The 20,549-nt window shown below is 65.5% G+C and carries 20 protein-coding genes; 13 read left to right on the forward strand and 7 right to left on the reverse strand.

Features of this window, described 5'->3' with window-relative positions:
* Positions 1-52: 52 nt before the first annotated feature.
* The 3 genes from M2341_RS16270 to M2341_RS16280 are packed head-to-tail and all read left to right on the forward strand — an operon-like array spanning position 53 to position 3,038.
* Positions 53-988, forward strand: coding sequence for an SDR family NAD(P)-dependent oxidoreductase (locus M2341_RS16270; protein ID WP_264585928.1), 936 nt, complete (start codon positions 53-55; stop codon positions 986-988).
* 33 nt (positions 989-1,021) lie between these two features.
* Positions 1,022-2,008 carry a zinc-dependent alcohol dehydrogenase family protein gene (locus M2341_RS16275; protein WP_264585929.1) on the forward strand — a complete coding sequence of 329 codons (987 nt, stop codon included), beginning with the start codon at positions 1,022-1,024 and terminating at the stop codon, positions 2,006-2,008.
* A gap of 34 nt (positions 2,009-2,042) precedes the next feature.
* Positions 2,043-3,038: an alpha/beta hydrolase gene (locus tag M2341_RS16280; RefSeq protein WP_264585930.1), complete on the forward strand. Its 996-nt coding sequence runs from the start codon at positions 2,043-2,045 to the stop codon at positions 3,036-3,038.
* A gap of 75 nt (positions 3,039-3,113) precedes the next feature.
* Here M2341_RS16280 and M2341_RS16285 read toward each other — a convergent pair whose 3' ends face one another.
* From M2341_RS16285 to M2341_RS16305, 5 genes are all read right to left on the reverse strand, one after another.
* A complete protein-coding gene (locus tag M2341_RS16285; protein WP_264571772.1) occupies positions 3,114-4,283 on the reverse strand; it encodes an amidohydrolase family protein in 1,170 nt (389 codons plus the stop codon).
* A gap of 168 nt (positions 4,284-4,451) precedes the next feature.
* Positions 4,452-5,351 carry a TauD/TfdA dioxygenase family protein gene (locus tag M2341_RS16290; RefSeq protein WP_264585931.1) on the reverse strand — a complete coding sequence of 300 codons (900 nt, stop codon included), beginning with the start codon at positions 5,349-5,351 and terminating at the stop codon, positions 4,452-4,454.
* An 88-nt stretch (positions 5,352-5,439) separates the two neighbouring features.
* On the reverse strand, positions 5,440-6,666 hold the full coding sequence (locus M2341_RS16295; RefSeq protein ID WP_264585932.1) for a glycerate kinase: 1,227 nt from the start codon (positions 6,664-6,666) through the stop codon (positions 5,440-5,442).
* Positions 6,667-7,635, reverse strand: a complete 969-nt coding sequence (locus M2341_RS16300; RefSeq protein ID WP_181561227.1) for an NAD(P)-dependent oxidoreductase — start codon at positions 7,633-7,635, stop codon at positions 6,667-6,669.
* Positions 7,636-7,724: 89 nt separating this feature from the next.
* Positions 7,725-8,225 (reverse strand): MarR family winged helix-turn-helix transcriptional regulator, encoded by a 501-nt coding sequence (locus M2341_RS16305; RefSeq protein WP_181561226.1) that lies wholly within the window; start codon positions 8,223-8,225, stop codon positions 7,725-7,727.
* A gap of 230 nt (positions 8,226-8,455) precedes the next feature.
* Here M2341_RS16305 and M2341_RS16310 point away from each other — a divergent pair, with 230 nt between their 5' ends.
* Positions 8,456-9,103 carry a c-type cytochrome gene (locus M2341_RS16310; RefSeq protein WP_264585933.1) on the forward strand — a complete coding sequence of 216 codons (648 nt, stop codon included), beginning with the start codon at positions 8,456-8,458 and terminating at the stop codon, positions 9,101-9,103.
* A 36-nt stretch (positions 9,104-9,139) separates the two neighbouring features.
* Here M2341_RS16310 and M2341_RS16315 read toward each other — a convergent pair whose 3' ends face one another.
* Positions 9,140-10,261, reverse strand: coding sequence for an NAD(P)/FAD-dependent oxidoreductase (locus tag M2341_RS16315; RefSeq protein WP_264585934.1), 1,122 nt, complete (start codon positions 10,259-10,261; stop codon positions 9,140-9,142).
* A 100-nt stretch (positions 10,262-10,361) separates the two neighbouring features.
* On the opposite strand from M2341_RS16315, the gene M2341_RS16320 reads away from it, so the two are divergent.
* From M2341_RS16320 to galE, 9 genes are all read left to right on the forward strand, one after another.
* Positions 10,362-10,835: a prepilin peptidase gene (locus M2341_RS16320; RefSeq protein ID WP_181561223.1), complete on the forward strand. Its 474-nt coding sequence runs from the start codon at positions 10,362-10,364 to the stop codon at positions 10,833-10,835.
* A gap of 55 nt (positions 10,836-10,890) precedes the next feature.
* A complete protein-coding gene (gene cpaB / locus M2341_RS16325) occupies positions 10,891-11,862 on the forward strand; it encodes a Flp pilus assembly protein CpaB (protein ID WP_181561222.1) in 972 nt (323 codons plus the stop codon).
* Between the two features lies 1 nt (position 11,863).
* Complete coding sequence (locus M2341_RS16330) at positions 11,864-13,312, forward strand: type II and III secretion system protein family protein (protein ID WP_264585935.1); 1,449 nt, start codon at positions 11,864-11,866, stop codon at positions 13,310-13,312.
* 16 nt (positions 13,313-13,328) lie between these two features.
* Positions 13,329-13,988: a CpaD family pilus assembly protein gene (locus M2341_RS16335; protein WP_264585936.1), complete on the forward strand. Its 660-nt coding sequence runs from the start codon at positions 13,329-13,331 to the stop codon at positions 13,986-13,988.
* 1 nt (position 13,989) lies between these two features.
* Positions 13,990-15,279: an AAA family ATPase gene (locus M2341_RS16340; RefSeq protein ID WP_264585937.1), complete on the forward strand. Its 1,290-nt coding sequence runs from the start codon at positions 13,990-13,992 to the stop codon at positions 15,277-15,279.
* A 46-nt stretch (positions 15,280-15,325) separates the two neighbouring features.
* Entirely contained in the window at positions 15,326-16,321 is a 996-nt protein-coding gene (locus M2341_RS16345; RefSeq protein ID WP_264585938.1) for a type II secretion system F family protein, read from the forward strand.
* A 15-nt stretch (positions 16,322-16,336) separates the two neighbouring features.
* Positions 16,337-17,323 (forward strand): type II secretion system F family protein, encoded by a 987-nt coding sequence (locus tag M2341_RS16350; protein ID WP_264577623.1) that lies wholly within the window; start codon positions 16,337-16,339, stop codon positions 17,321-17,323.
* A 96-nt stretch (positions 17,324-17,419) separates the two neighbouring features.
* Entirely contained in the window at positions 17,420-18,475 is a 1,056-nt protein-coding gene (locus tag M2341_RS16355) for a mannose-1-phosphate guanylyltransferase/mannose-6-phosphate isomerase (RefSeq protein WP_264585939.1), read from the forward strand.
* 155 nt (positions 18,476-18,630) lie between these two features.
* Positions 18,631-19,638: a UDP-glucose 4-epimerase GalE gene (gene galE, locus M2341_RS16360; protein WP_264573878.1), complete on the forward strand. Its 1,008-nt coding sequence runs from the start codon at positions 18,631-18,633 to the stop codon at positions 19,636-19,638.
* Positions 19,639-19,643: 5 nt separating this feature from the next.
* Here galE and M2341_RS16365 read toward each other — a convergent pair whose 3' ends face one another.
* Positions 19,644-20,531, reverse strand: a complete 888-nt coding sequence (locus tag M2341_RS16365; RefSeq protein WP_264577626.1) for a CHAD domain-containing protein — start codon at positions 20,529-20,531, stop codon at positions 19,644-19,646.
* Positions 20,532-20,549 lie beyond the last annotated feature (18 nt).

Below are 20,549 nucleotides of genomic sequence, written 5' to 3' on the forward strand. Positions count from 1 at the left end.
GATAGGGCCGTGCCATCCCGCATGAGCAGGCGGATTGAGGAGAGGTGATCTGATGTTGAACGTGAGCGGCAAGACGGCCTTCATCACCGGCGGCGCGAGCGGCATGGGCTGGGGCATGGCAAAGGCTTTCGGTGAAGCGGGGATGCGGGTCATCATCGCCGACATCCGCCAGGACGCGCTCGATCAGGCGATGGAAGGCTTTGCCAAGACCAATCTGGCCGTTCACGCCATCAAGCTGGATGTCGCAGACCGCGATGGCTGGGCCCGCGCCGCCGATGAAGCCGAGGCGCAGTTCGGCAAAATTCATGTGCTGGCGCTCAATGCCGGGGTGGGCGTGACCGGCTCGATGCTGACGGCGACCTACAAGGACTGGGACTTCAACATGTCGGTCAACGTCGGCGGCGTCGTCAACGGGCTCGTCACCATGCTGCCGCGGATGCTCAAGCATGGCGAGGAAGGACAGATCGTCGTCACATCCTCGACCGGCGGCTTTTCTGCGGTCGGCAATGCCGGGCTCTATTGCGCTGCCAAGTTCTGCGTCGCCGGCATGTTCGAGAGCCTCGCCACGGATCTGCGCGGCACCGCGCTTGGCGCCTCGGTCTTCTTCCCCGGCCCGGTGCAGACCCAGCTCGGCAGCACGACCGACGCCACCCGCCCCGAGCATCTGCGCAACGATGCGCCGCCCCCGGCCCCCGAGGCCGTCGGCGCCAAGAAGGATGCGCGGCCGGCACCCGGCTTCGACCCAAGCCTCTTCATGTCCAGCGAGGAAGTAGGCGAGCGCGTGCTGCGCGGCATTCGCCGCCGCGACCTGTTCATCATGACCCACCCGGAGTTCCAGCGCGGGATCGAAGCGCGCAGCAAGGCGCTGGTCCGTGCCATTCCGGTGGAAGCGCCGAACGAGGCCCGCGCCAATCTCGTCGCCCAGTTCGGAACGCTCATGTACAACCCGATCTACGACGAGCAGCAGCCGCTCGACGAACCGCTTTGAGACGGCGGAGCTGACCGTAACAGGAGAGAACAGATGGCAAAGGTCGTCCGCGTGCATGAACTGGGGCCGCCTGACGTGCTCCGTTTCGACGAGATCGCGGTCGGCGCGCCCGGCCTTGGTGAGGTGCGAATCAGGGTCGAAGCCATTGGCCTCAACCGCTCCGAAGCGATGTTTCGGGCAGGGCGCTATCCCACCAAGCCGACATTGCCGACGCTGATCGGCTATGAGGCCTGCGGCATCATCGAAGCTCTGGGCGATGGCGTGTCCGGCTTCGCCGTCGGTGATCGGGTCTGTGCCCTGCCCATGTATCCGCTCGGCCAATATGGCGTCTGGGCCGAGCAGGCAATCGTGCCGGCCCGCTGCTTGCTGCACGCACCACCCGGGCTCAGCGCCGCGCAGGCTGCAGCAGTGTGGATGCAGTATATGACAGCCTATGCGATCATCGAGGTCGGCAAGGCCGGCATCGGCGATTATGTGATCATCCCCGCAGCCTCCAGCAGTGTCGGTCTCGCTGCGATTCAGCTCGCCAACTGGGCCGGCGCCGTCTCGATTGCGGCCACGCGCACCAGCGACAAGGCCGAGGCGCTCAAGGCGCACGGGGCCGCCCATGTCATCGCGACCGGGGAGACGGATCTGGTTGAGGCCGTGATGCAGATTACCGACGGCAAGGGTGCGCGGCTTGTGTTCGACCCGGTGCAGGGGCCGTATGTGCAGACGCTCACCAGCGCGATGGCCGAGCGCGGCATCCTGTTCATCTATGGCGGCCTGTCCGAACAGCCGACCCCCTATCCGCACTGGAACATGGCCTTCAAAGGCCTGTCAATGCGCGGCTGGGTCGCCTCGGAGATCTGGAACCACCCCGAGCGGTACAAGCGCGCGCAGGAGCACATCCTGCTGGGATTGAAGCTGGGCAAGCTCAAACCGGTGATCGCGCGCACCTTCCCGTTCAGCGAGATCGTGGAAGCCAATCGCTATCTGGAATCGAACCAGCAAGTCGGGAAGATCGTTGTGACCGTCTGAACCCGACGGCAGGCGTCACTAGGGGGCAGAGAATATGACGAACGAAGAGGGCGGCCACACCAGCGTGAAACTCCCGGCGCGGGACATCCCGCCGCCACGGACGATCAGCGCGCAAGCCCGGCAAGCACTGATCGAGGGCGCCGCCACGCCGGCGACGAACTGGCCTGCCGCGACCGATCTGGCAGGCTGGCGGGAACGGCTGGCGGCCAGCAACGCCATGTGGGAGCCAATGGCGCAAGCCATGCTCGCCACGCTACCAGTGACCATCGACACCGTGCAGATCGCCGGCGTGACCTGCCATGATTGCGTGCCGCACGCCGGAACAGCTGATGATGGTCCGGTCTATCTCTTCATTCATGGCGGCGCGTTTGTTTTCGGCGGTGGCGCATTCGCCAAGGCGACCGGTGCCCGGCAGGCAGCGGCGCTGGGCTGCCGGGTCGTCTCGGTGGATTATCGTATGCCGCCCGACCACCCTTACCCCGCTGCGCCGGAGGATTGCCTTGCGGTATATCGGGCGTTGCTGGCCGGGACCGATCCGCGCCGCATCGTGATTGGCGGCAGTTCCGCCGGCGGCAATCTCGCCGCGGCTGTGACGCTGATGATTCGCGATCAGGGCCTGCCGCTCCCCGCCGGTCTCGTGCTACTGACGCCCGAAGTCGATCTGACCGAATCGGGTGACAGCTTCCTCACCAATGAAGGGCTGGATGTGGTGCTCAAGCGCGGGCTGCCGGAGTGCAACGCGCTCTACGCCAACGGCCATGACCTCACGCAGCCTTATCTTTCCCCGCTCTTCGGCGACTTCACCCGGGGCTTTCCGCCGACACTGGTGCAGACTGGAACGCGCGATCTCTTCCTGTCCAATTCCGTGCTCTTCCACCGCAAATTGCGAGAGGCGGGCGTCGATGCCGAATTGCACGTGTGGGAAGCAATGCCGCACGCCGGGTTCGGCTGGGGCGAGGTACCGGAGAACAGGGAAATCGAGCGCGAGGTTGCGCGGTTCATCGCGCGCGTGGTGCCGCGGCAGACCTAGCGCAGCCGCAGGCTGGCCATGAAAAAAGGGAGAGCGCGCGCCCTCCCTTTTTCTATCTCACCGCGAAGTGTGCGCTTACTCAGCGGCGATCGCGTCCACGCGGGCAGGAATGTCCAGCCCATAGAGCTTGGCGGCATTCTCATAGGCAATCTTGCGCACCAGCGCCGGATCGGCGCCCTCGGTGAACTCGGCCAGCACCTTGCGGCTGTTCGGCCAGATGCTGTCCGGGTGCGGATAGTCCGTCGCCCACAGCAGCTTGTCCTCACCGTAGAACTTGTGCAGCGCGATCGCCGTCGGGCTCTGCTGGAACGTGCCGTAGACCTGCCGCTTGAACAGCTCGGACGGCTTCATCTTGTGCGGAATGCCGCCGCGCGCGTTCCAGAATTCCTCGGCTTCCCAAAGGCGCCAGTGGCGATAATCCAGCTCCTCGATCACCCATGGCAGCCAACCGATGCCGCTCTCCGCGATGACGATCTTGAGGCCGGGGTGACGCTCGAGAATGCCCCAGGCAAACAGGTCCACGAACGGATCCATGAACTGCTCGATGAACATCTTCACGTGCAGGAAGGTGGCGCCGGGGCTGCCCTTATACTTGTCGAACGCGCGGCTGACGCTCGGGAACACGGTCACGTGGAAGGAGAGAATGATATTGTTCTCCTCCAGCATGGTCCACAGCGGCTCCCAGCGCTCGTCCTCAAGGCGCGGCTGGGCCATGGCGATCTGCAGATTGGCCTGCTTGAAGCCGCCCAGATCGACGATCTTCTGCAGCATCGCGACGGCCGCCTCCGGCTCGGGCGGCAGCATCGGCACGCCGATCAGCCGGTCGGGAGCGGCGGAGCAGAACTCCTTGAGCCATTCATTATAGGCGCCGTAGCAGGCGTCGCGCAGTTCCTTGTCGTCGAAATCGAGCGAGGTGACCGGGCCGAAGATGACATGCGCATACACGCCATCCCGATCCATGTCGGCCAGTCGCAGTTCGGCGACCGCAGGGCGACGCTCGGTCTGATCGACAATGCCACCGCGATCCAGGGCGGTGAAGATCGGCTTGGGACCGGTCATCGTGCTCGGCGCACCGGACCAGCCGCCCAGGCTCTTGCCGTCGCTCATCCAGGTGGCGCGGCCATCGACCATCTCGACCTTGGGGCCGCGATCCTTCAGATGGTCGGGCAGCCGGCTCGTCCAGAGATCGGTGGGAAGTTGATTGAGATCGAGGTGATCGTCACAACTGATCAGCGGATAATCCATGGGCCTGCTCCTCTCGCCTGAAGACCGAATGAAACGAGGACGGCTTTGTGCCGACAGCCTTCGGTCCTCAGCAATGTAATTAGCTACCTAACTATCTTGCAGCTTTTCATGGAGCAATGCAAGCATTTCCGTCGCCTTTGCCCTTCGGTTCAACCCGGCCGGCGCTCCTCAATTGGAAATGGCGCGTAACGGCGCGGTGATCGCGCTGCGCTCCTCGCCATATTCATTGACGTTGGCGCGGCGCAAATCGCGCTTGTAACGCACATAATCGAACGCAGTCCCGCGGTGCAGCGCATAGCGATTGTCCCAGATCAGCAGGTCGCCCTGGCGCCATTTGTGCGCGTAGATAAACTTCTCCTGACTGGCGAAGGCGATCAATTCGTCGATCAGGGCCGTGCCCTCGGCATCGCTCAGCCCCTCGACGCGGAACGCATGGCTGCCCACGAACAGGCTCTTGCGACCCGAGGGACTGATTCGCACCATAGGCTGCATCGCGCCCGGCATGATCTCGCGGATACGGGCCGCTTCCTCGGGGCTGGCGCCGCCCTTGATGCGGCTGGCCGCAAAGCTGTGCTCGGCAACAAGAGTCTCGATGCGATCCTTCATCGCCTGCGGAAGTTCATCATAGACATGGCGCAGATCCACGAACTCGGTATCGCCGCGCTCCGGCGGGACGATCACACCGCGCAGCATCGACCATTTGCTCGGCATGTCGTTGAAGCTGCTGTCCGCGTGGAAAATCTCATTGCCCTTGGCGAACTTGGCCCGCAGCGATTCGCGGTCCACGATCTCGCCGTTCACGTCGAGATTGGAGGCATCGTAGAGGCCATAGGCCATCCGGCGCGGCTCATCCGGGCGATACATGCCGGGCAGTTCGAGCGGGCCGAAGGCACGGGCAAAGCGCAGATGCTCCTCATCCGTGATATGCCCCTGGCCGCGGATGCACAGCACGACGTGCTCGTCCATGAGGCGTTCGACGAGATCGATCAGCGCTTGGTCTGGGACTTGCGACAGGTCGGGACCGGACAATTCGGCGCCAAAAATCGGATGCAGCCTCCTGACGTCCATAGCACCTCTCCTGTCTCACATGTTTGTGCAGCTTCTATTAATTCCGATTCAAATGATTTGCAAATTCAATGCTTGCGATACCGAGCCGTCAAGGATCGACCAGGATGATCCGCAAGTCGTTGACGTTGGTGAGCGTCGGCCCAGGCGTGAACAGCGCACCCACTTGACCGAGAGCGCCGCCGGCATCGTTGGCGGCCTGCACCGCCTCAACATCGATGCCGGCCTCGTCCAGCGCAAAGCCGGTTTCGCCATCGACATAGGCTCCGGCGACATCCCGGTTGCCATCCACCCCGTCCGTATCGGCAGCCAGCGCGGCCACGCCGGGATGGTCGGCAATCTGCCCGGCCAGCTCCAGCGCATATTCCTGATTGGGGCCACCGACCCCATGGCCGGTGACCGTCACCGTCAATTCGCCGCCCGAGAGCAGCGCGCAGCGTTGGGCACGATTATGCGCCAGGATCGCGGCCTGGGCATGACGGCGCGCGACCTCGCGCGCATCGCCATGGGCCTCCCGATCGAGAATGACCGGTTCATAACCCTGCGCCTGCAAAAATGCGGCGGCGGCATCCAGCGCGTCATCAGGGCGGACGACCACCTCAAACCGGCTCTCCGCCAGGCGGGGATCATCCGGTTTGATCGATTCGCTCCAGCCACCCGGATCGCCGATGCCATAGCGAGCCAGCACGGCCTGCGCCTGTGCCACCGTGCTTTCATCGCCCACGGTCGGGCCGGAGCCGATGTCCTGCGGCACATCGCCGACCACATCCGAGACGGCAAGGGTCACGACCTGCGCCGGCCAGGCAGCCGCCGCGAGACGCCCGCCCTTGATACGCGACAGGTGGCGCCGCACCATGTTGATCTCGCCGATCGACGCGCCGGAGCGCACCAGCGCACGGGTCACCGCCTGCTTGGCCGCGAGATCGAGTGGCGGGGATGGCGCTGCGAGCAAGGCCGAGGCCCCGCCCGAAAGCAGCACCAGCAGCAGATCGCCTTCCTCGGCGCTCTCAGCCAGAGCGAGGCAGCGCTCTGCCGCCGCAAGACCTGCAGCATCCGGCACGGGATGGCTGGCTTCAACCAGCTCGATGCGGGTGAGCGGGCCGCCATAGCCAGTGCGGGTCACGGCGAGGCCGGTGGCATCCGGCCAGTGCTGCTCCACTGCCTGCGCCATCGGCACGGCGCCCTTGCCTGCGGCGATGACGAGCACGCGCCCTTTGGGCCGGGGCGGCAGGGCCGCAATGATCGTCTCGGGCCGCTTGCACGCCGCAACCGCGACGGCAAAGGTTTCCTCCAGCAGAGCGCGCCGGTTCATGGCCATTTAGCGCGCCGCCAGGAAGGTTGCGACATTCTCGCCGGTGCGCCGCGCCACTTCCGTCACCGCCTGAGCGCTCAGCCACGCCGAGTGCGGCGTGACGATCACGTTGTCGCGTTGAGCAAGGCGCAGAATGGGGCTGCCCGGTGGCGGCGGCTCGACCGGCGCCACATCGATTCCGGCGCCGCCGATATGGCCTGACGCCAGCGCGTCCTCCAGCGCATCGAGATCGATCAGGGCGCCGCGCGCGGTGTTGATGATGACGGCACCGGCCTTCATGCCGGCCAGCGTCTGCGCGTTGAGCATGTGCCGCGTGTCGTCCGTCAGCGGGCAATGCAAGCTGATGATGTCGCTGGTCGCCAGCACCTCCTCGAAGGCCATACGTCCCTCACCGGCCGGCTGCCCCTGGCGCCCGGCGAACACAACATCCATGCCCATCGCCTGCGCGCGGCTGGCGACGGCCTGCGCAATCGCGCCGCTGCCGAACAGGCCGAGCCGCTGCCCGGCAAGATCCCGCACGGGTGCAGCGAAGACGCAAAAGGCCTGGCCATTCTCCCATTGGCCATCGACAACCGAATTGCGGAACGGCACCAGCCCGCGAGCGAGCGCGAGAATCAGCATCATCACATGCTCGGCGACGGATGTGCCGGCGTAACCCACCACATTGCGCACTTCGATGCCCCGGGCCTTGGCCGCGACGCTGTCGACCACGTCCGTCCCGGTCGCCGTCACGGCAATGAGCTTGAGGTCCGGCAGCGCGGCAAGCATGGCGGCGTCCAGCCGCACCTTGTTGATGATCGCCACCTGCGCGCCGGCGAGGCGAGCCGCCACATCCTGCGGCTCGGTGAAATCATGCTCGATCCACTCATGCGCGATATCGGGCCGGGGAATCTCGAACCCGCCCATCGTTATCTTGTCGAGATGCACAATGCGCGGCGCGCCGTGCGCTGCCTGCTCGTTCGTGCCCGTTGCCATGCGGATCGCTCTCCCTAGATCGTTCGCAATGCAACTATCTAGCGCGGCAGGCCAAGTCCAGCGCCTGATGCAGCGGCCCCGAAAGGCAATCAGCCCATTGGAGATTCGTACAGCAATCTCATAAGCTTGTCGGTGACGACATTGACCTGATCGATCTCCTTGTCGCTCAGCCCTTCCAGTACGGACGCACGGAAGGCGTGGGCAACCGCCATGATTTCATCCAGCGCTTCCTGCCCCGCCGGCGTGAGCTGGATCAGCTTGGTGCGCCGGTCGCTGGGGTCCTGCAACCGCACCACCAGCCCATCGGCTTCCAGCGTATCGAGCATCCGTGTGAGGGTCGGCCCTTCAATGCCGATCCGCTTGGCGATGGCAATCTGCGCGCTCGGTTCCGGCGACCGGGCGATCGTCGAGAGCGCTTCCATGCGGGCCGAACCATAGCCCAGCGGACGCAGGCGCTCGTCCAGCATCGCGCGATAGCGGCGCGCGACGAGGATCATGCGATAGGTGAACCCATATTCGCGATCCAGCCGGCTCCCGCCCGTGATCGTCGGCAGGACGATGGCTGCCGGTTCCTCAGAATTCTCAGCCAATAGTAACCCCCACGTGGCCGGCGCGCCTGATTGCAAGTCGTTCCAAAGGCCCGATCATTTGCCCCCTGTCAACCCGAGAGCTGACGCCCAGCCGGATTGCCGCCCAGCCGGCCCGCGTATCGCAATGCACAATTGAGTGTTGACGCTGCCCGTCCGCCACGCCAGATGCTTGGGCACAAGCCCGCGAGGGTTGGAGAGGACGACAGAAAAGATTGTTGGGAGTTGCTGCAATGTCCACCCTTCGCGCGCTGTCGACTCGCGCTCACGCTGCCCTGATCCTGCCTTGCCTCGCCGTGCTTTCGGCCTGTGGCGGCAGCGCCGAACCGGTCCAGAACAATGTTTCCGAACCTGACAATGTGCAGGAAAACGCCGTGAACGCGGCGGCGGTGCCTGTCACAAATGAAGCCAGCAATCAGGCGGCGGCGACACCCGCGCCGGCTGCCGAGGCGACAGAGGCTGCAGCGACAAAGCCTGCCGCCGAAACCGCAGCACCCAAGGAAACCGCAGCGGCCGCACCGGCCCCCGCGAAGGTCGCAACCTCGGCACCCGCCAGTGCTCCGGCCGCCGCGCCGGAGGGCGATGCCGCCAATGGTGCCAAGCTGTTCGCACAATGCCGCGTGTGCCACTCTGTCGAGCCTGACAAAAATGGTCTTGGCCCCTCGCTTCACGGCGTGGTGGGTCGCAAGGCCGGCACGCTCGCCGGGTTCAATTACTCGCCGGCCGTGAAGGGCAGCGGCATTACCTGGTCGGCATCTGCGCTGAATACCTATCTGCGCTCGCCGATGAAGGCGATGCCGGGCACGAAGATGGCGTTCGCGGGCATTGCCGACGATGCCAAGCGCGCCGACGTCATCGCCTATCTCCAGACCCTGAAATAAGCGCCCAGGCTGAAGCCGAGCCCATAAGGTCCGGCTTCAGCGGGACGACCTAAACCGGTCTGGCGCGTAGATGGGTGCATCGATGTGCCGAACCGCCATCGGCAGCGGCTCGTCGAGCAACGTGGCCGCGCCGATCTGTGCTGCGGCCGGCGCCGTCTGCATGCCGAAACCGCCCTGCCCCGCGAACCAGAAAAAGCCGGGCGCATCCGCATCATAGCCATAGACGGGCAGCCGGTCGGGCGCGAAGCTACGGAGCCCCGCCCATTTATGCTCCACGGCCGCGACCGGCCAGTCGGTGACCTGCATGAACCGATCGACCGCGCGCGCGACATCCAGCTCTTCCGGCACCACGTCGCGTGCATCGTCCGGCGTTTCATCATGCGGGGTCACCCACAAACGCCCCTGCCCTTCCGACTTGAAGTAGAAGCTTCCATCGAGCGCGATGACCAGCGGGACGTGCGCAGGCGCCGTTGGGCAGCGCAGTTGCACGACCGTCCGGCGCAGGGGCGTGATGCCCAGCGGCGCGACACCGCAACGCCGGGCGACATCATCGGCCCAGGCCCCGGCCGCATCGACGATGACGCCGCACGACAGCGGCCCGTCGCTGGTCTCCACAGCCCAGCCAGCGCCCTCGCGGCGCGCCGAAAGCAGCCGATTCGTCAGCCGCTCTTCCACGCCACCGCGTCGTGCCGCGCGCCGATAGGCAGCGAGCAGGCCTCCGGTATCGATGTCCGCACAGGAGGGGGCCGCGACACCGATCGTCCATTCGTCACGGATGCCCGGCACGGCCTCGGCAACCGCCTCACGCCCGAGTCGCGTGAACTGGACGTCGCTGCTCGCGAAATCGGCGATCAAGCGGTCGGCAAGCCCCTGCTGATCATGGCGGCCAAGGTGGATGGCGCCGCGCGGCGAGAGAAAGCCATGCTCGGAAAATGACGGTTCCGGCCGCGCCAGCATCGGCCCGCTCGCACTGGTCAACGGCTGTACGCCGGGACCACCATAGGTCTCTTCCCAGAACGCCACCGACCGCCCGGACGCGTGATAGCCGGGCTGATCTTCCTGCTCGATGAGCATGACCCGAGCGCTGCCGGCAATGCCTGCGGCCAGACTGAACCCGGCGATCCCGCCGCCGACGATAAGGATATCGACCGAGGTCATCGGCGCCGCTCCGAATCGGGGGCAGGCCGGCAAAGCCAGGGAATACGCCCCAGATAGTGGTTACGCTTTGGTAAGGCGTACACTCTAGTCGTGCCCCATCATGTCGGGTGTCTGGATATCGACAGCGCTCAGCGCCATGCTGGCTTTGCTCCTCATATGGGGAGCGACGACGGACCTGCGCAGCCGAATCATATCCAACCGCCTCAATCTGGCCATCGCGCTACTCGCGCCCTGCTGGTGGTGGGCCAATGGCCTGTCCTTCTATCCTGACGTTCTGCTGCAAATCGGCCTGGCCGCCGCAGTTTTCCTGCTGTTCACGGGCTTGTTCGCGCTCGGCATGATGGGCGGGGGCGACGTCAAGATGCTTGGCGCGCTGGCCTTGTGGCTTCCGCTGGCGGCAATGTCGACCCTCATCATCGTCATGGCGCTGATCGGCGGCCTCGTCACTATCGTGACCGTCGTCCACCACCGGACGACGCGCCGAATCGGCCAGCCGGAGATCCCCTACGGCGTCGCCATTGCGCTCGCGGGCCTTTGGGTTCTCGGCGAACGCTATCTTAACCATTTGACTTAATGATCACGCGGATTGGGGCCGGGGGTGGCTCCGCCGACTGGAGGCGAGTTTCGAAATGGAACCGAAGAAGATCGCGCTGCTTGCTGGCGCGTTGATCATAGCGGTGGCGGCGGCGTTTCTCGCCCGGTCCATGTTCACCAGCGGCGGGGGATCGCCACAGGCAACGGCATCGGCCATGCCCGATACCGCGCAGATGCCGCATGTGCTGGTGGCGACCAAGCCGCTGCCTGTCGGGACGATCGTCGGGCCGGATGCCTATCGCTTCCAGCCCTGGCCGAAGGAACTGGTCGAGGACGCCTATTATATTCAGGGGAAAGCCGACGAGGCCCAGATGGTGGGCGCGGTCGTGCGCACCGCCATTGCGGCTGGGCAGCCGGTCACGCAGGGATCGCTGATCAAGCCGGGCGATCGCGGCTTTCTCGCCGCAGCCCTCAGCCCCGGCATGCGCGCCGTGACAGTGCCTGTCTCCGTGCAGAGCAGCGTTGCCGGTTTTGTTTTCCCCGGTGACCGCGTCGACCTGGTGCTCACGCAGAGCGTGCCCGGCGGCGGCGACGGCCCGCCCCTCAAGGTCTCCGAGACCATCCTGCGCAACCTGCGCGTGCTGGCGACCGATCAACGCACCAACGCCCTCGACGAATCGGGCAATCCGGTGGTGCGGACATTCTCCAACGTGACCATGGAAGTCACGCCGCGCATGGCCGAAAAGATCAGCGTCGCCCAGACCGTTGGCGCTCTGTCGCTGGCCCTGCGCTCGCTGGCCGACAACACGCAGGAGCTGGAAGCCGCGCTGGCTTCCGGCGACATCGATGCGGTGGATGCCGAGAATGGCGGCAACACGCTTATCACCGCTGCGCGGCCGGTCGATGGCCGCTCCACCTATTCCACCGGTGCCGACGTCTCGCGCTACCAGCGCAGCACGGTTCCCGCCAAGCCCATCGATCCTTCGGGCGCGCCGTCCGGCAATGGTCCGATGGTGCGCGTGGCGCGGGGGACGGCCGTCACCAATGTCGAGCTGGGGAGCAAGTGAGATGAACAGCCCGTCCAGGCTCCGTATGGCGCGCGCCGCGACCGGCGTTCTTGCCACCGCGCTCGCCCTGACCGTCAGCGCTACCGTTGCGCCGGCCCTTCATGCCCAGGCGACCATGGCGCCCAAGACGGACGGCACGCTGCTGCTGGCCGTTGGCGAAAGCCGGGTGATCAACCTGCCGGCCAATCTCACCGATGTGGTGATCGCCAACCCCAATGTGGTCGATGTGCATGTCCGCTCGCAGCGGCAGGTGTATCTGATCGCCAAGGCATCGGGCGAAACCAACGTGTTCATCACCGCGCGTGATGGCAAGATGCTCTACGCCAATGCCGTGCGGGTGGGGAACAACATCACCAGCATCGACCAGATGCTCCGCCTCGCCATGCCTGAATCGGATGTGCAGGTGAACACCATGAACGGCATGGTGCTGCTCACCGGCACCGTCGCCGCACCGGAAGACGCTGCCGAGGTCCAGCGGCTCGTTCAGGCCTTCTCGGGCGCCGACACCAATGTGGTCAGCCGGCTGCGCACCGCGACGCCGCTGCAGGTCAACCTGCAGGTCCGCATTGCGGAAGTGAACAAGAACTTCACGAAATCGCTGGGCTTCAACCTCATCACGCAGGACACGACGGGTGGCTTCCTGTTCGGCATCGGTCGCGGCAATCCCGGATCGCTGGCGACGGGCCAGTTCAACGTCATCGAGAACGGCACGTCCATGGCCTTCTCTGGCAATCTGCTGGGCCTCGATGTGCTCGGCACGCTCGATCTGGCCGAAAATCAGGGCCTTGCGGTCACGCTGGCCAATCCGAACCTGACGGCGCTCTCCGGCGAGACGGCGAGTTTCCTCGCGGGCGGCGAGGTGCCGATCCCCATCGCAACCCAGCAGCAGGTCAGCGTCGAATATAAGCAATATGGCGTCAGTCTGGCATTCACCCCCACGGTGCTCGCCAATGGCCGCATCTCGATGCGCGTGCGGCCCGAGGTCTCGCAGCTCGACAGCAGCTCCGCGGTGCGCGTGAGTGGGTTCGACATTCCCGGCATCCAGACCCGCCGCGCGGAGACGACCGTGGAACTCGGCTCGGGCCAGAGCTTCATGATCGGCGGCCTGCTCTCCACGGCGAGCGGCAACACGATCGAGAAGACGCCGTTCCTGGGCGACATCCCCATTCTTGGCAATCTGTTCAAGTCGCAGAGCTACCGGCGTCAGGAAACCGAGCTGGTGATCATCGTCACGCCCTATCTCGTGCGCCCGGTCGACGCGCGCCAGATCGCGCTGCCGACTGACGGTTATCGCAATGCCGATGACGCGCAACGCATTCTGGGCGGGCAGATCCAGGACGGCAGATCCGGCGACGCCCGGCCCACGCCGCAAGCCCTGCCCCCCAAGACGGTCGAGCAGGGCAGCGTCGCCGCGCGCTCGGGCAACGCCGCACCCGGCTTCAGCTTCTGAGGTGGAAGGACGAGAGATGATCAAGACAAGCTTCTTCCGCACAGCCGGCACCACAACCCTGCTGGCGCTGGCCCTCATTGGCCAGTCCGCCGATGCCCGCTCCCGCGAGGTCAATCGCGGGGTCGAGCCAGTGCATCAACCGGTCGTCGAGCGCACCGATTTCGTCTTCGACCTGAACCCGGACGGGGCAGGCACGCTCAGCCGCATGGACGAGCGCCGGTTGACCGTCTGGTTTAACGCGCTTGGCCTTGGCTATGGCGACCATGTGACGCTCGCCGGCGATACCAGCGGCTCGCTGGCACTGCGCGATGGCGTGACGCAGGTCGTGGGGCGCTACGGCCTGCTCGTGGATGGCGAGGCGCCACTGACGGCAGGCGCACCGCCCATCGGCGGCCTGCGCGTCGTGGTCAGCCGCTCGGTCGCCAGCGTGCCGGGCTGTCCGACATGGCGGGACAAGGCGGAAGCCAATTTGAGTGGCGGCCTGAGCGACAATTATGGTTGTGCCATGGCCACCAACCTCGCAGCCATGGTCGCCGATCCGCGCGATCTGGTTGAAGGGCGCGAGGGCGGCCTGGACATCACCAATGTCGTGAACAGCAAAGCCATCAAGACCTATCAGGAGACGGCCCCGACGGGTGCCGGCGGCCTGCAGGGCATGTCGGTGGGAGGCAAGTGAGATGAACGCACCCTGGAAAGCCGGCGGACCGCATGGCCGCGATGCATTTCACGCCTATGTCTGCGACGATCATAGCCTTGAGGTACTGCGGACGGCGGTGCAGGAGATGGGTTGGCCCACCGAAAAGCTCTACAAGGGCGGGCTGCGCAATGCCGTGCAGTCGCTCTCGATGTCTGCAAGCCCCAACATTCTCTTCGTCGACCTCTCCGAATCGGCTGACCCGCTCACCGACATCAACAGTCTGGCGGAAGTGTGCGAGCCGGGCACGGTGGTGATTGCCTCGGGGCAGGTGAACGACGTGCGCCTGTACCGCGATCTCGTCGCCAGCGGGCTGCAGGATTATCTGCTCAAACCGCTCGCCGTCGACACCATGCGCGACATTCTCACCGGCGCTCAGGCGGTCTTCCTGACGCCCAAGGCCGAGGTGGCGAGCGAGCGGGCGCACATGATGGTGTCTGTCGTTGGCGCGCGCGGGGGCGTCGGCGCCTCCACTGTCGCCACGTCACTCGCTTATCTCACCAGCGCGCGCGGCAAGCGCTCGACGGCCCTGCTCGATCTCGACGTGCATTTCGGCACCGGCGCCCTCGCGCTCGATCTCGAACCGGGGCGCGGCCTCACTGATGCGGTGGAAAATCCCAGCCGCATCGACGGGCTCTTCATCGAGCGCGCCATGGTCCGCGCCAGCGAAACGCTGGCCGTGCTCTCGGCCGAAGCGCCGATCAGCCAGCCATTGCTGACCGATGGATCGGCTTATTTCCAGCTGGAGGAAGAGCTGCGGTCTGCTTTCGAATGGACGTTCGTGGATATGCCGCGTGGCATGTTGGTCCAGCACCCGCATTTGATCCATGAATCCAGCGCCATCGTGCTGGTCACCGACTTCACGCTCGCGGCGGCCCGCGATACCATCCGCATCCTCTCCTGGCTCAAGACGAACGCCCCGCAATCGCAGGTGATCGTAGCCGCCAACAAGGTGCAGGTCGGCGTGGCAGAGATCACCCGCAAAGACTTCGAGCAGAGCATCGAGCGGGCCATCGACGTGGTGCTGCCCTATGACGCCAAGGTCACCGCCCAGGCGGCCAAGCTGGGCAAGACGGCAGCGGAAAGTGGCCGCTCCAGCAAGCTGGGCCAGGCCTTGCTTGATCTGAGCAACCGACTGAACTCGGCCGACCTCGGCGAGACGGGCGCAAAGGGCAAGAACGGCGGATCACTGATCGGCCGGCTGCTGGAGGTGAAGATTCCGGGCAAGGCGAAGAAGAAGATGGATGCCGATTCTGTGCCGGGCAACGACTGACGCGATGCCAGCACCTGCGAGCAAGACGTAACTGGATGAGACCCTGATGAATAGCCAGCTTCTCCTGCTGATCCTGCTCGCGGCGATGGCGATCGCCTTGCTGGTCATGGCCCTCTCCGGGCCGTCCGCCGACCGTGTCGGGAGCCGCCGGATCGCCGCCATTCGCGGGCGCCATGCGAGCAGCGAGAGCAACCAGATCGAAGCGCGGATGCGCAAGGCGATTGCCGCGCGGGGGCTCGATCAGGGGCATCTGTTCACATCGCTGATCCCGAACCCGGAATTGCTCGCCACTCGGCTGCGCATGACGGGCAAGAAATGCACGCTCAGCCAATATGTCACGACGTCCGTCGCGCTGGCGATTGCCGTGCTCGCCATCATGGTGCTGCGCGATTATTCGTTTCTGCTGTCGGTGCTCGTCGCGACCGCGATCGGCTTCGGGATTCCGCATTTCGTCGTCGGTCGGCTGATCGCGCGGCGGGTCAACAAGTTCACCACCAATTTCCCTGACGCGCTCGACCTGCTCGTGCGCGGCCTGCGTTCTGGCTTGCCGGTGGGCGAGACAATGATGGTCGTCAGCCAGGAAATCCCCGGGCCGGTTGGTGAGGAATTCAAGCTCATCACCGAGCGGATCAAGATTGGCCAGTCGATGGACCAGGCGCTGCAGGAAACCGCTGCCCGGCTCGGCACGGCGGAATTCAAGTTCTTCTGCATCACCATCAACATCCAGCGCGAGACGGGCGGCAATCTGGCCGAAACGCTCGCCAACCTCAGCAACGTTCTGCGCCAGCGCGCGCAGATGAAGCTGAAGATTCGCGCCATGTCGTCCGAGTCCAAGGCATCGGCCTACATCATCGGCGCTCTGCCCTTTATCGTCTTCGGGCTGATCAGCTGGATCAACTTCGAATATATGTCGGCCTTTTTTATCGGCGATCCCAATGGCGTGTTCGGCCTCAGCCTGATGCAGGTCATCGCCATCGGCGCGATGATGTGGATGAGCATCGGTGTGTTCATCATGGCCAAGATGATCAGCTTCGAGATCTGAGGGGAGCGCGCGATCATGCAATCCACCGGCGCCACGCTCTTTGGCCTCACCGCAGCCGATCTCGGCACCTTACTTGCCGCCATGGCGACCTTCGCCGTGCTGGTCGCGCTCTACGCCGCCACGACGGTGCGCAATCCGATGGGCCGGCGACTGCGGGCGCTGAACGATCGCCGCGAGCAACTCAAGGCCGGCATCATCGTTGCCCCGTCCAAGCGGCGGACCAAGATCGTCCACCAGAGCGACACGACCGACTGGATGCAGCGCTTCCTGTCCTCGCTCAAGGTGCTGCAGGACGATCAGGTCAGGGATGCGCAGAAGAAGCTCGCCCAGGCCGGCATCCGCTCCAAGGAATATGCCATCGCGGTGATTTTCGCGCGGCTGGTGCTGCCAATCGCCGTGGGCGGCTCGGCCGCTCTGCTGATTTACGGCTTTGACCTCTGGCCCCACTGGGGACCGCTCAAGAAGTTCGGCGCCTTCGCCGGGGCCCTGCTGCTCAGCTACAAGGCGCCGGACCTCTATGTCGGCAACAAGGTCACCAAGCGCTCCGATGCGATCCGCAAGGGCATTCCCGATGCGCTCGATCTGCTGGTGATCTGCGCCGAGGCCGGCCTGACCGTGGATGCCGCCTTCGCGCGCGTCGCCCGCGAACTGGGCTCGGCCTATCCCGAACTGGGCGAGGAATTTCAGCTCACCTCCATCGAGCTCTCCTTCCTCACCGAGCGGCGCATGGCCTTCGAGAATCTAGCCGAGCGGGTGGATGTCGAGGCGCTCAAGGGTGTCGTCACCACGATGATCCAGACCGAGAAATACGGCACGCCGCTGGCCTCTGCGCTGCGCATCCTTTCCGCCGAATTCCGCCATGAGCGCATGATGCGCGCCGAGGAAAAAGCGGCGCGCCTGCCGGCGATCATGACCATCCCGCTGATCCTGTTCATCCTGCCGACGCTGTTCGTCGTCATTCTTGGCCCGGCGGCCTGCTCCATCAAGAAGGCACTGCTTTAAACGGGCATTTCATCGCGGCTCGCCTTGCGGCCGCGTGGACCGTGCGCCACTAGGACAACAGTCGCCATCGTGGAACCGGCTATCAGGAGACCGTCATTGCCCGCTCAGATCATCACGCCGGTCATCCTCTCGGGAGGATCGGGCACGCGGCTCTGGCCGGTCAGCCGCAGCGAGCATCCCAAGCAGTTCATTGCCCTCACGGCGCCGGAAACCATGTTCGAGCTGACGCTGGGCCGGGTAGCCGGTCTCGAAGGCGGCGCGACGCCCCTGGTTGTTGCGAACGCGGCCCATGCCGAGATCATCCGCAAGCAGGCGGGGCCCGAGTTGACGCTGATACTCGAGCCGAGCGCCCGCAACACGGCGCCCGCCATCGCGCTGGCGGCGTTGGCTCTGGAAGAGAGCGACAGCGCCCTGCTGGTGATGCCGAGCGATCATGTGATCGCTGACGTCCCGGCTTTCCATGCCGCCATCGAGCGCGCCCGGCCGCTGGTCGCCGATGGCTGGCTCGTGACCTTCGGTATCGAGCCGACCGCACCGGAAACTGGTTTTGGCTATATCGCGCTCGGGAACGAACTGGCTGCGGGCGTCAACACGGTCAGCCGCTTTGTCGAAAAGCCTGACGCGACGCGCGCCGCGCAGATGCTCGCACAGGGCGGGCATGTTTGGAACGCCGGCATCTTCCTGTTTGGCGCCCGCGAATTTCTGGCCGCACTGGCGACGCACCAGCCGGCGATGTTGGCCGCTGCGCGCGCGGCGATGGCGGCAGCCACCCGCCAGGGTGCCGCAATTCTGCCAGATGCCGCAGCCTTCGCGCAATGCCCGTCCGACTCGATCGATTATGCGGTGATGGAACGGGCGGACAAGGTCGCCTGCGTCCCGGTCAGCATGGGCTGGTCCGACGTGGGGAGTTGGGATGCGCTCTACGACCTCGCCGACAAGGATGAGGCGGACAATGCCCTGCAAGGCGCCGCCTATGCCATCGATGCCAAGGGCTGCCTGATCCGCAGCGATGGCCCGGCGGTGACCGTCGTCGGCGCGGAGGACCTGATCGTCATCGCATCGGGGGACGAGATCGTCATCCTACCGCGCGGGCGCTCTCAGGATGTCCGCAAGGCTGTCGCGGCATTGAGCGAGCGGCCGGGGCGGTCATGAATCGCGCCCGCCCGCACTGGCTGCGGGCACTGCTGACCGTCCTGGCCTTGATGATCGTCCTGCCGGTTGTCGCGCAGTTCGTGTAGAGCGGCAAAGGGCACTTCCAAGCGCGACAGGCTCGTGGCAAGGCGGCCCCACGCAGCAAGGACAATCCGATGACCGACAAGCCCACCATCCTCGTCACCGGCGGCGCCGGCTATATCGGCAGCCACGCCGTGCTGGCGCTGGTTGATGGGGGATGGCCGGTCGTCGTGGTCGACAATCTCACCACCGGCTTCCGCTGGGCCGTGCATGAGAAAGCCGCGTTCGTGGAAGGCGATATCGGCGACGCTGCGTTCATGGAAGGCGTGCTGCGGCAGCATGGCGTCAAGGGCATCATGCACTTCGCCGGCTCCATCATCGTCCCCGAATCCGTCGAGAATCCGCTCAAATATTATCGCAACAACACCGCCAACAGCCGCGCCCTCATCGAGGCCGCGGTGCAGGCCGGCGTGCCGCACTTCATCTTTTCCTCCACCGCCGCCACCTACGGTATTCCGAAGGAAAGCCCGGTGCGCGAAGACAGCCCCAAGCAGCCGATCAACCCTTACGGCATGTCTAAGCTGATGACCGAGATCATGCTGGCGGACGTCGCCGCGGCCCATCCGCTCAATTTCTGCGCGCTGCGCTATTTCAACGTCGCCGGCGCGGACCCTCAGGGCCGCTCCGGGCAATCGACGGCGGGGGCGACGCACCTCATCAAGGTCGCGGTGGAAGCGGCGCTGGGCAAACGCGAGAGCGTCGCAGTGTTCGGCACGGATTTCGACACGCCGGATGGCACCGGGGTGCGCGATTATATCCATGTGAGCGATCTGGCTGCCGCGCATGTGCTGGCGCTTGAAGCGCTCATGGCCGAGCCGGAGCGCAATCTGACGATGAACTGCGGCTATGGTCGCGGCTTCTCGGTGCTCGACGTGCTCGACGCCGTGGACCGGGTCACAAACCGAAAGGTCGAGCGCCGCATCGAAGGCCGCCGCGCTGGCGATCCGCCGGCGCTCATCTCCGACAACAGCCGCATCAAGGCCACCCTGCCCTGGCAACCCGCTTATGCGGATCTCAACACCATTGTCGATCACGCGCTGGCATGGGAGCGCAAGCTCTCGGACATCCGCGGCGACAGCTGAGCGGTTCAGCGCCGGTGCGGCGGGATCGCCCAGTGCGCGGCAAAGTCTGAGGGTTTCTCCGCGAACAACGCCTCGCCCAGCCGGGTCGCCTTGCGGGCAAGAGCCTCGGCGCGTTTGTGCGCCAGAGCAGCGAGGTGCGCCGCCGCAGCGGGGTCGGACAGCAATCCACCATCCTGACGCAGGCGCGCGATCAGCATGTCGAGATCGTGCCGGTCGCCCAGTAGGTCGCCGAGACGATCGGTCCTGGCGAGGCGCCGCTTCGCGAGGTCCGGGTTCAACCGGCTCAGAAGGCGGATATGCTGGCCGTGATATTTGACGTGCTTGCGCCATGCATGACTGGCTTGCGCAGCAGCGGGCGTTCCGCTGACGGCCTCGAGCGCGCGCATCGCTTGCCGGGCCTGCCGATACGTCTTGCGCAAGCCCGGCAAGATCGCGTCCTCGCCCCGCGCGGTGAGCGCCCATGTCGGCGCGCGGACGCGGGCGGCGAGCAACGGCGCCCGACATGACTCGATCTGCTCGGCCATAGCCCCGGCAGCACCATGCCCCGGCGCTGCCCAATGTGACCGCAGCATCGCCCAGTCCTGGCGCGCCTCGTCCGCATCGATCAGGCTATCCAGCGTCTCGATCAGCACCGCGCTGTCCCGCGCGCCGGAAAGCATTGCTGCGATATCCCGGAAGGCGGCATTTTCGGCTTGATAGGCTGGAAAGGCGGGGCGGACGAGCCGCAGCAGGCCGCGCATCGCCTTGCAGGTCCGCCGCAGCTGATGAACGATTCGCGCGGGCGGCTCCTCAGCGCCGCGAAGGAGAGCGAGCGCCTCATCCAGCCGCTCGCAGGCGATCCGGCGGAAACCCTCCTCCACGGATGTATCGGACGATCTGAACCGAAACGGCATGTCGCGCCCACCCCCCTC

The organism is Sphingobium sp. B7D2B, assembly GCF_025961895.1.
Taxonomy (GTDB): Bacteria; Pseudomonadota; Alphaproteobacteria; order Sphingomonadales; family Sphingomonadaceae; genus Sphingobium.

What these genes read in the sequence shown, in the direction of transcription:
- galE (WP_264573878.1), top strand. Translation starts at nt 18,631, where the DNA reads ATGACCGACAAGCCCACCATCCTCGTCACCGGCGGCGCCGGCTATATC.
- M2341_RS16320 (WP_181561223.1), top strand. Translation starts at nt 10,362, where the DNA reads ATGTCGGGTGTCTGGATATCGACAGCGCTCAGCGCCATGCTGGCTTTG.
- M2341_RS16290 (WP_264585931.1), bottom strand. Translation starts at nt 5,351, where the DNA reads ATGGACGTCAGGAGGCTGCATCCGATTTTTGGCGCCGAATTGTCCGGT.
- M2341_RS16280 (WP_264585930.1), top strand. Translation starts at nt 2,043, where the DNA reads ATGACGAACGAAGAGGGCGGCCACACCAGCGTGAAACTCCCGGCGCGG.
- M2341_RS16340 (WP_264585937.1), top strand. Translation starts at nt 13,990, where the DNA reads ATGAACGCACCCTGGAAAGCCGGCGGACCGCATGGCCGCGATGCATTT.
- M2341_RS16330 (WP_264585935.1), top strand. Translation starts at nt 11,864, where the DNA reads ATGAACAGCCCGTCCAGGCTCCGTATGGCGCGCGCCGCGACCGGCGTT.
- M2341_RS16275 (WP_264585929.1), top strand. Translation starts at nt 1,022, where the DNA reads ATGGCAAAGGTCGTCCGCGTGCATGAACTGGGGCCGCCTGACGTGCTC.
- M2341_RS16350 (WP_264577623.1), top strand. Translation starts at nt 16,337, where the DNA reads ATGCAATCCACCGGCGCCACGCTCTTTGGCCTCACCGCAGCCGATCTC.
- M2341_RS16335 (WP_264585936.1), top strand. Translation starts at nt 13,329, where the DNA reads ATGATCAAGACAAGCTTCTTCCGCACAGCCGGCACCACAACCCTGCTG.
- M2341_RS16285 (WP_264571772.1), bottom strand. Translation starts at nt 4,283, where the DNA reads ATGGATTATCCGCTGATCAGTTGTGACGATCACCTCGATCTCAATCAA.
- M2341_RS16310 (WP_264585933.1), top strand. Translation starts at nt 8,456, where the DNA reads ATGTCCACCCTTCGCGCGCTGTCGACTCGCGCTCACGCTGCCCTGATC.
- cpaB (WP_181561222.1), top strand. Translation starts at nt 10,891, where the DNA reads ATGGAACCGAAGAAGATCGCGCTGCTTGCTGGCGCGTTGATCATAGCG.
- M2341_RS16300 (WP_181561227.1), bottom strand. Translation starts at nt 7,635, where the DNA reads ATGGCAACGGGCACGAACGAGCAGGCAGCGCACGGCGCGCCGCGCATT.
- M2341_RS16315 (WP_264585934.1), bottom strand. Translation starts at nt 10,261, where the DNA reads ATGACCTCGGTCGATATCCTTATCGTCGGCGGCGGGATCGCCGGGTTC.
- M2341_RS16365 (WP_264577626.1), bottom strand. Translation starts at nt 20,531, where the DNA reads ATGCCGTTTCGGTTCAGATCGTCCGATACATCCGTGGAGGAGGGTTTC.
- M2341_RS16295 (WP_264585932.1), bottom strand. Translation starts at nt 6,666, where the DNA reads ATGGCCATGAACCGGCGCGCTCTGCTGGAGGAAACCTTTGCCGTCGCG.
- M2341_RS16270 (WP_264585928.1), top strand. Translation starts at nt 53, where the DNA reads ATGTTGAACGTGAGCGGCAAGACGGCCTTCATCACCGGCGGCGCGAGC.
- M2341_RS16345 (WP_264585938.1), top strand. Translation starts at nt 15,326, where the DNA reads ATGAATAGCCAGCTTCTCCTGCTGATCCTGCTCGCGGCGATGGCGATC.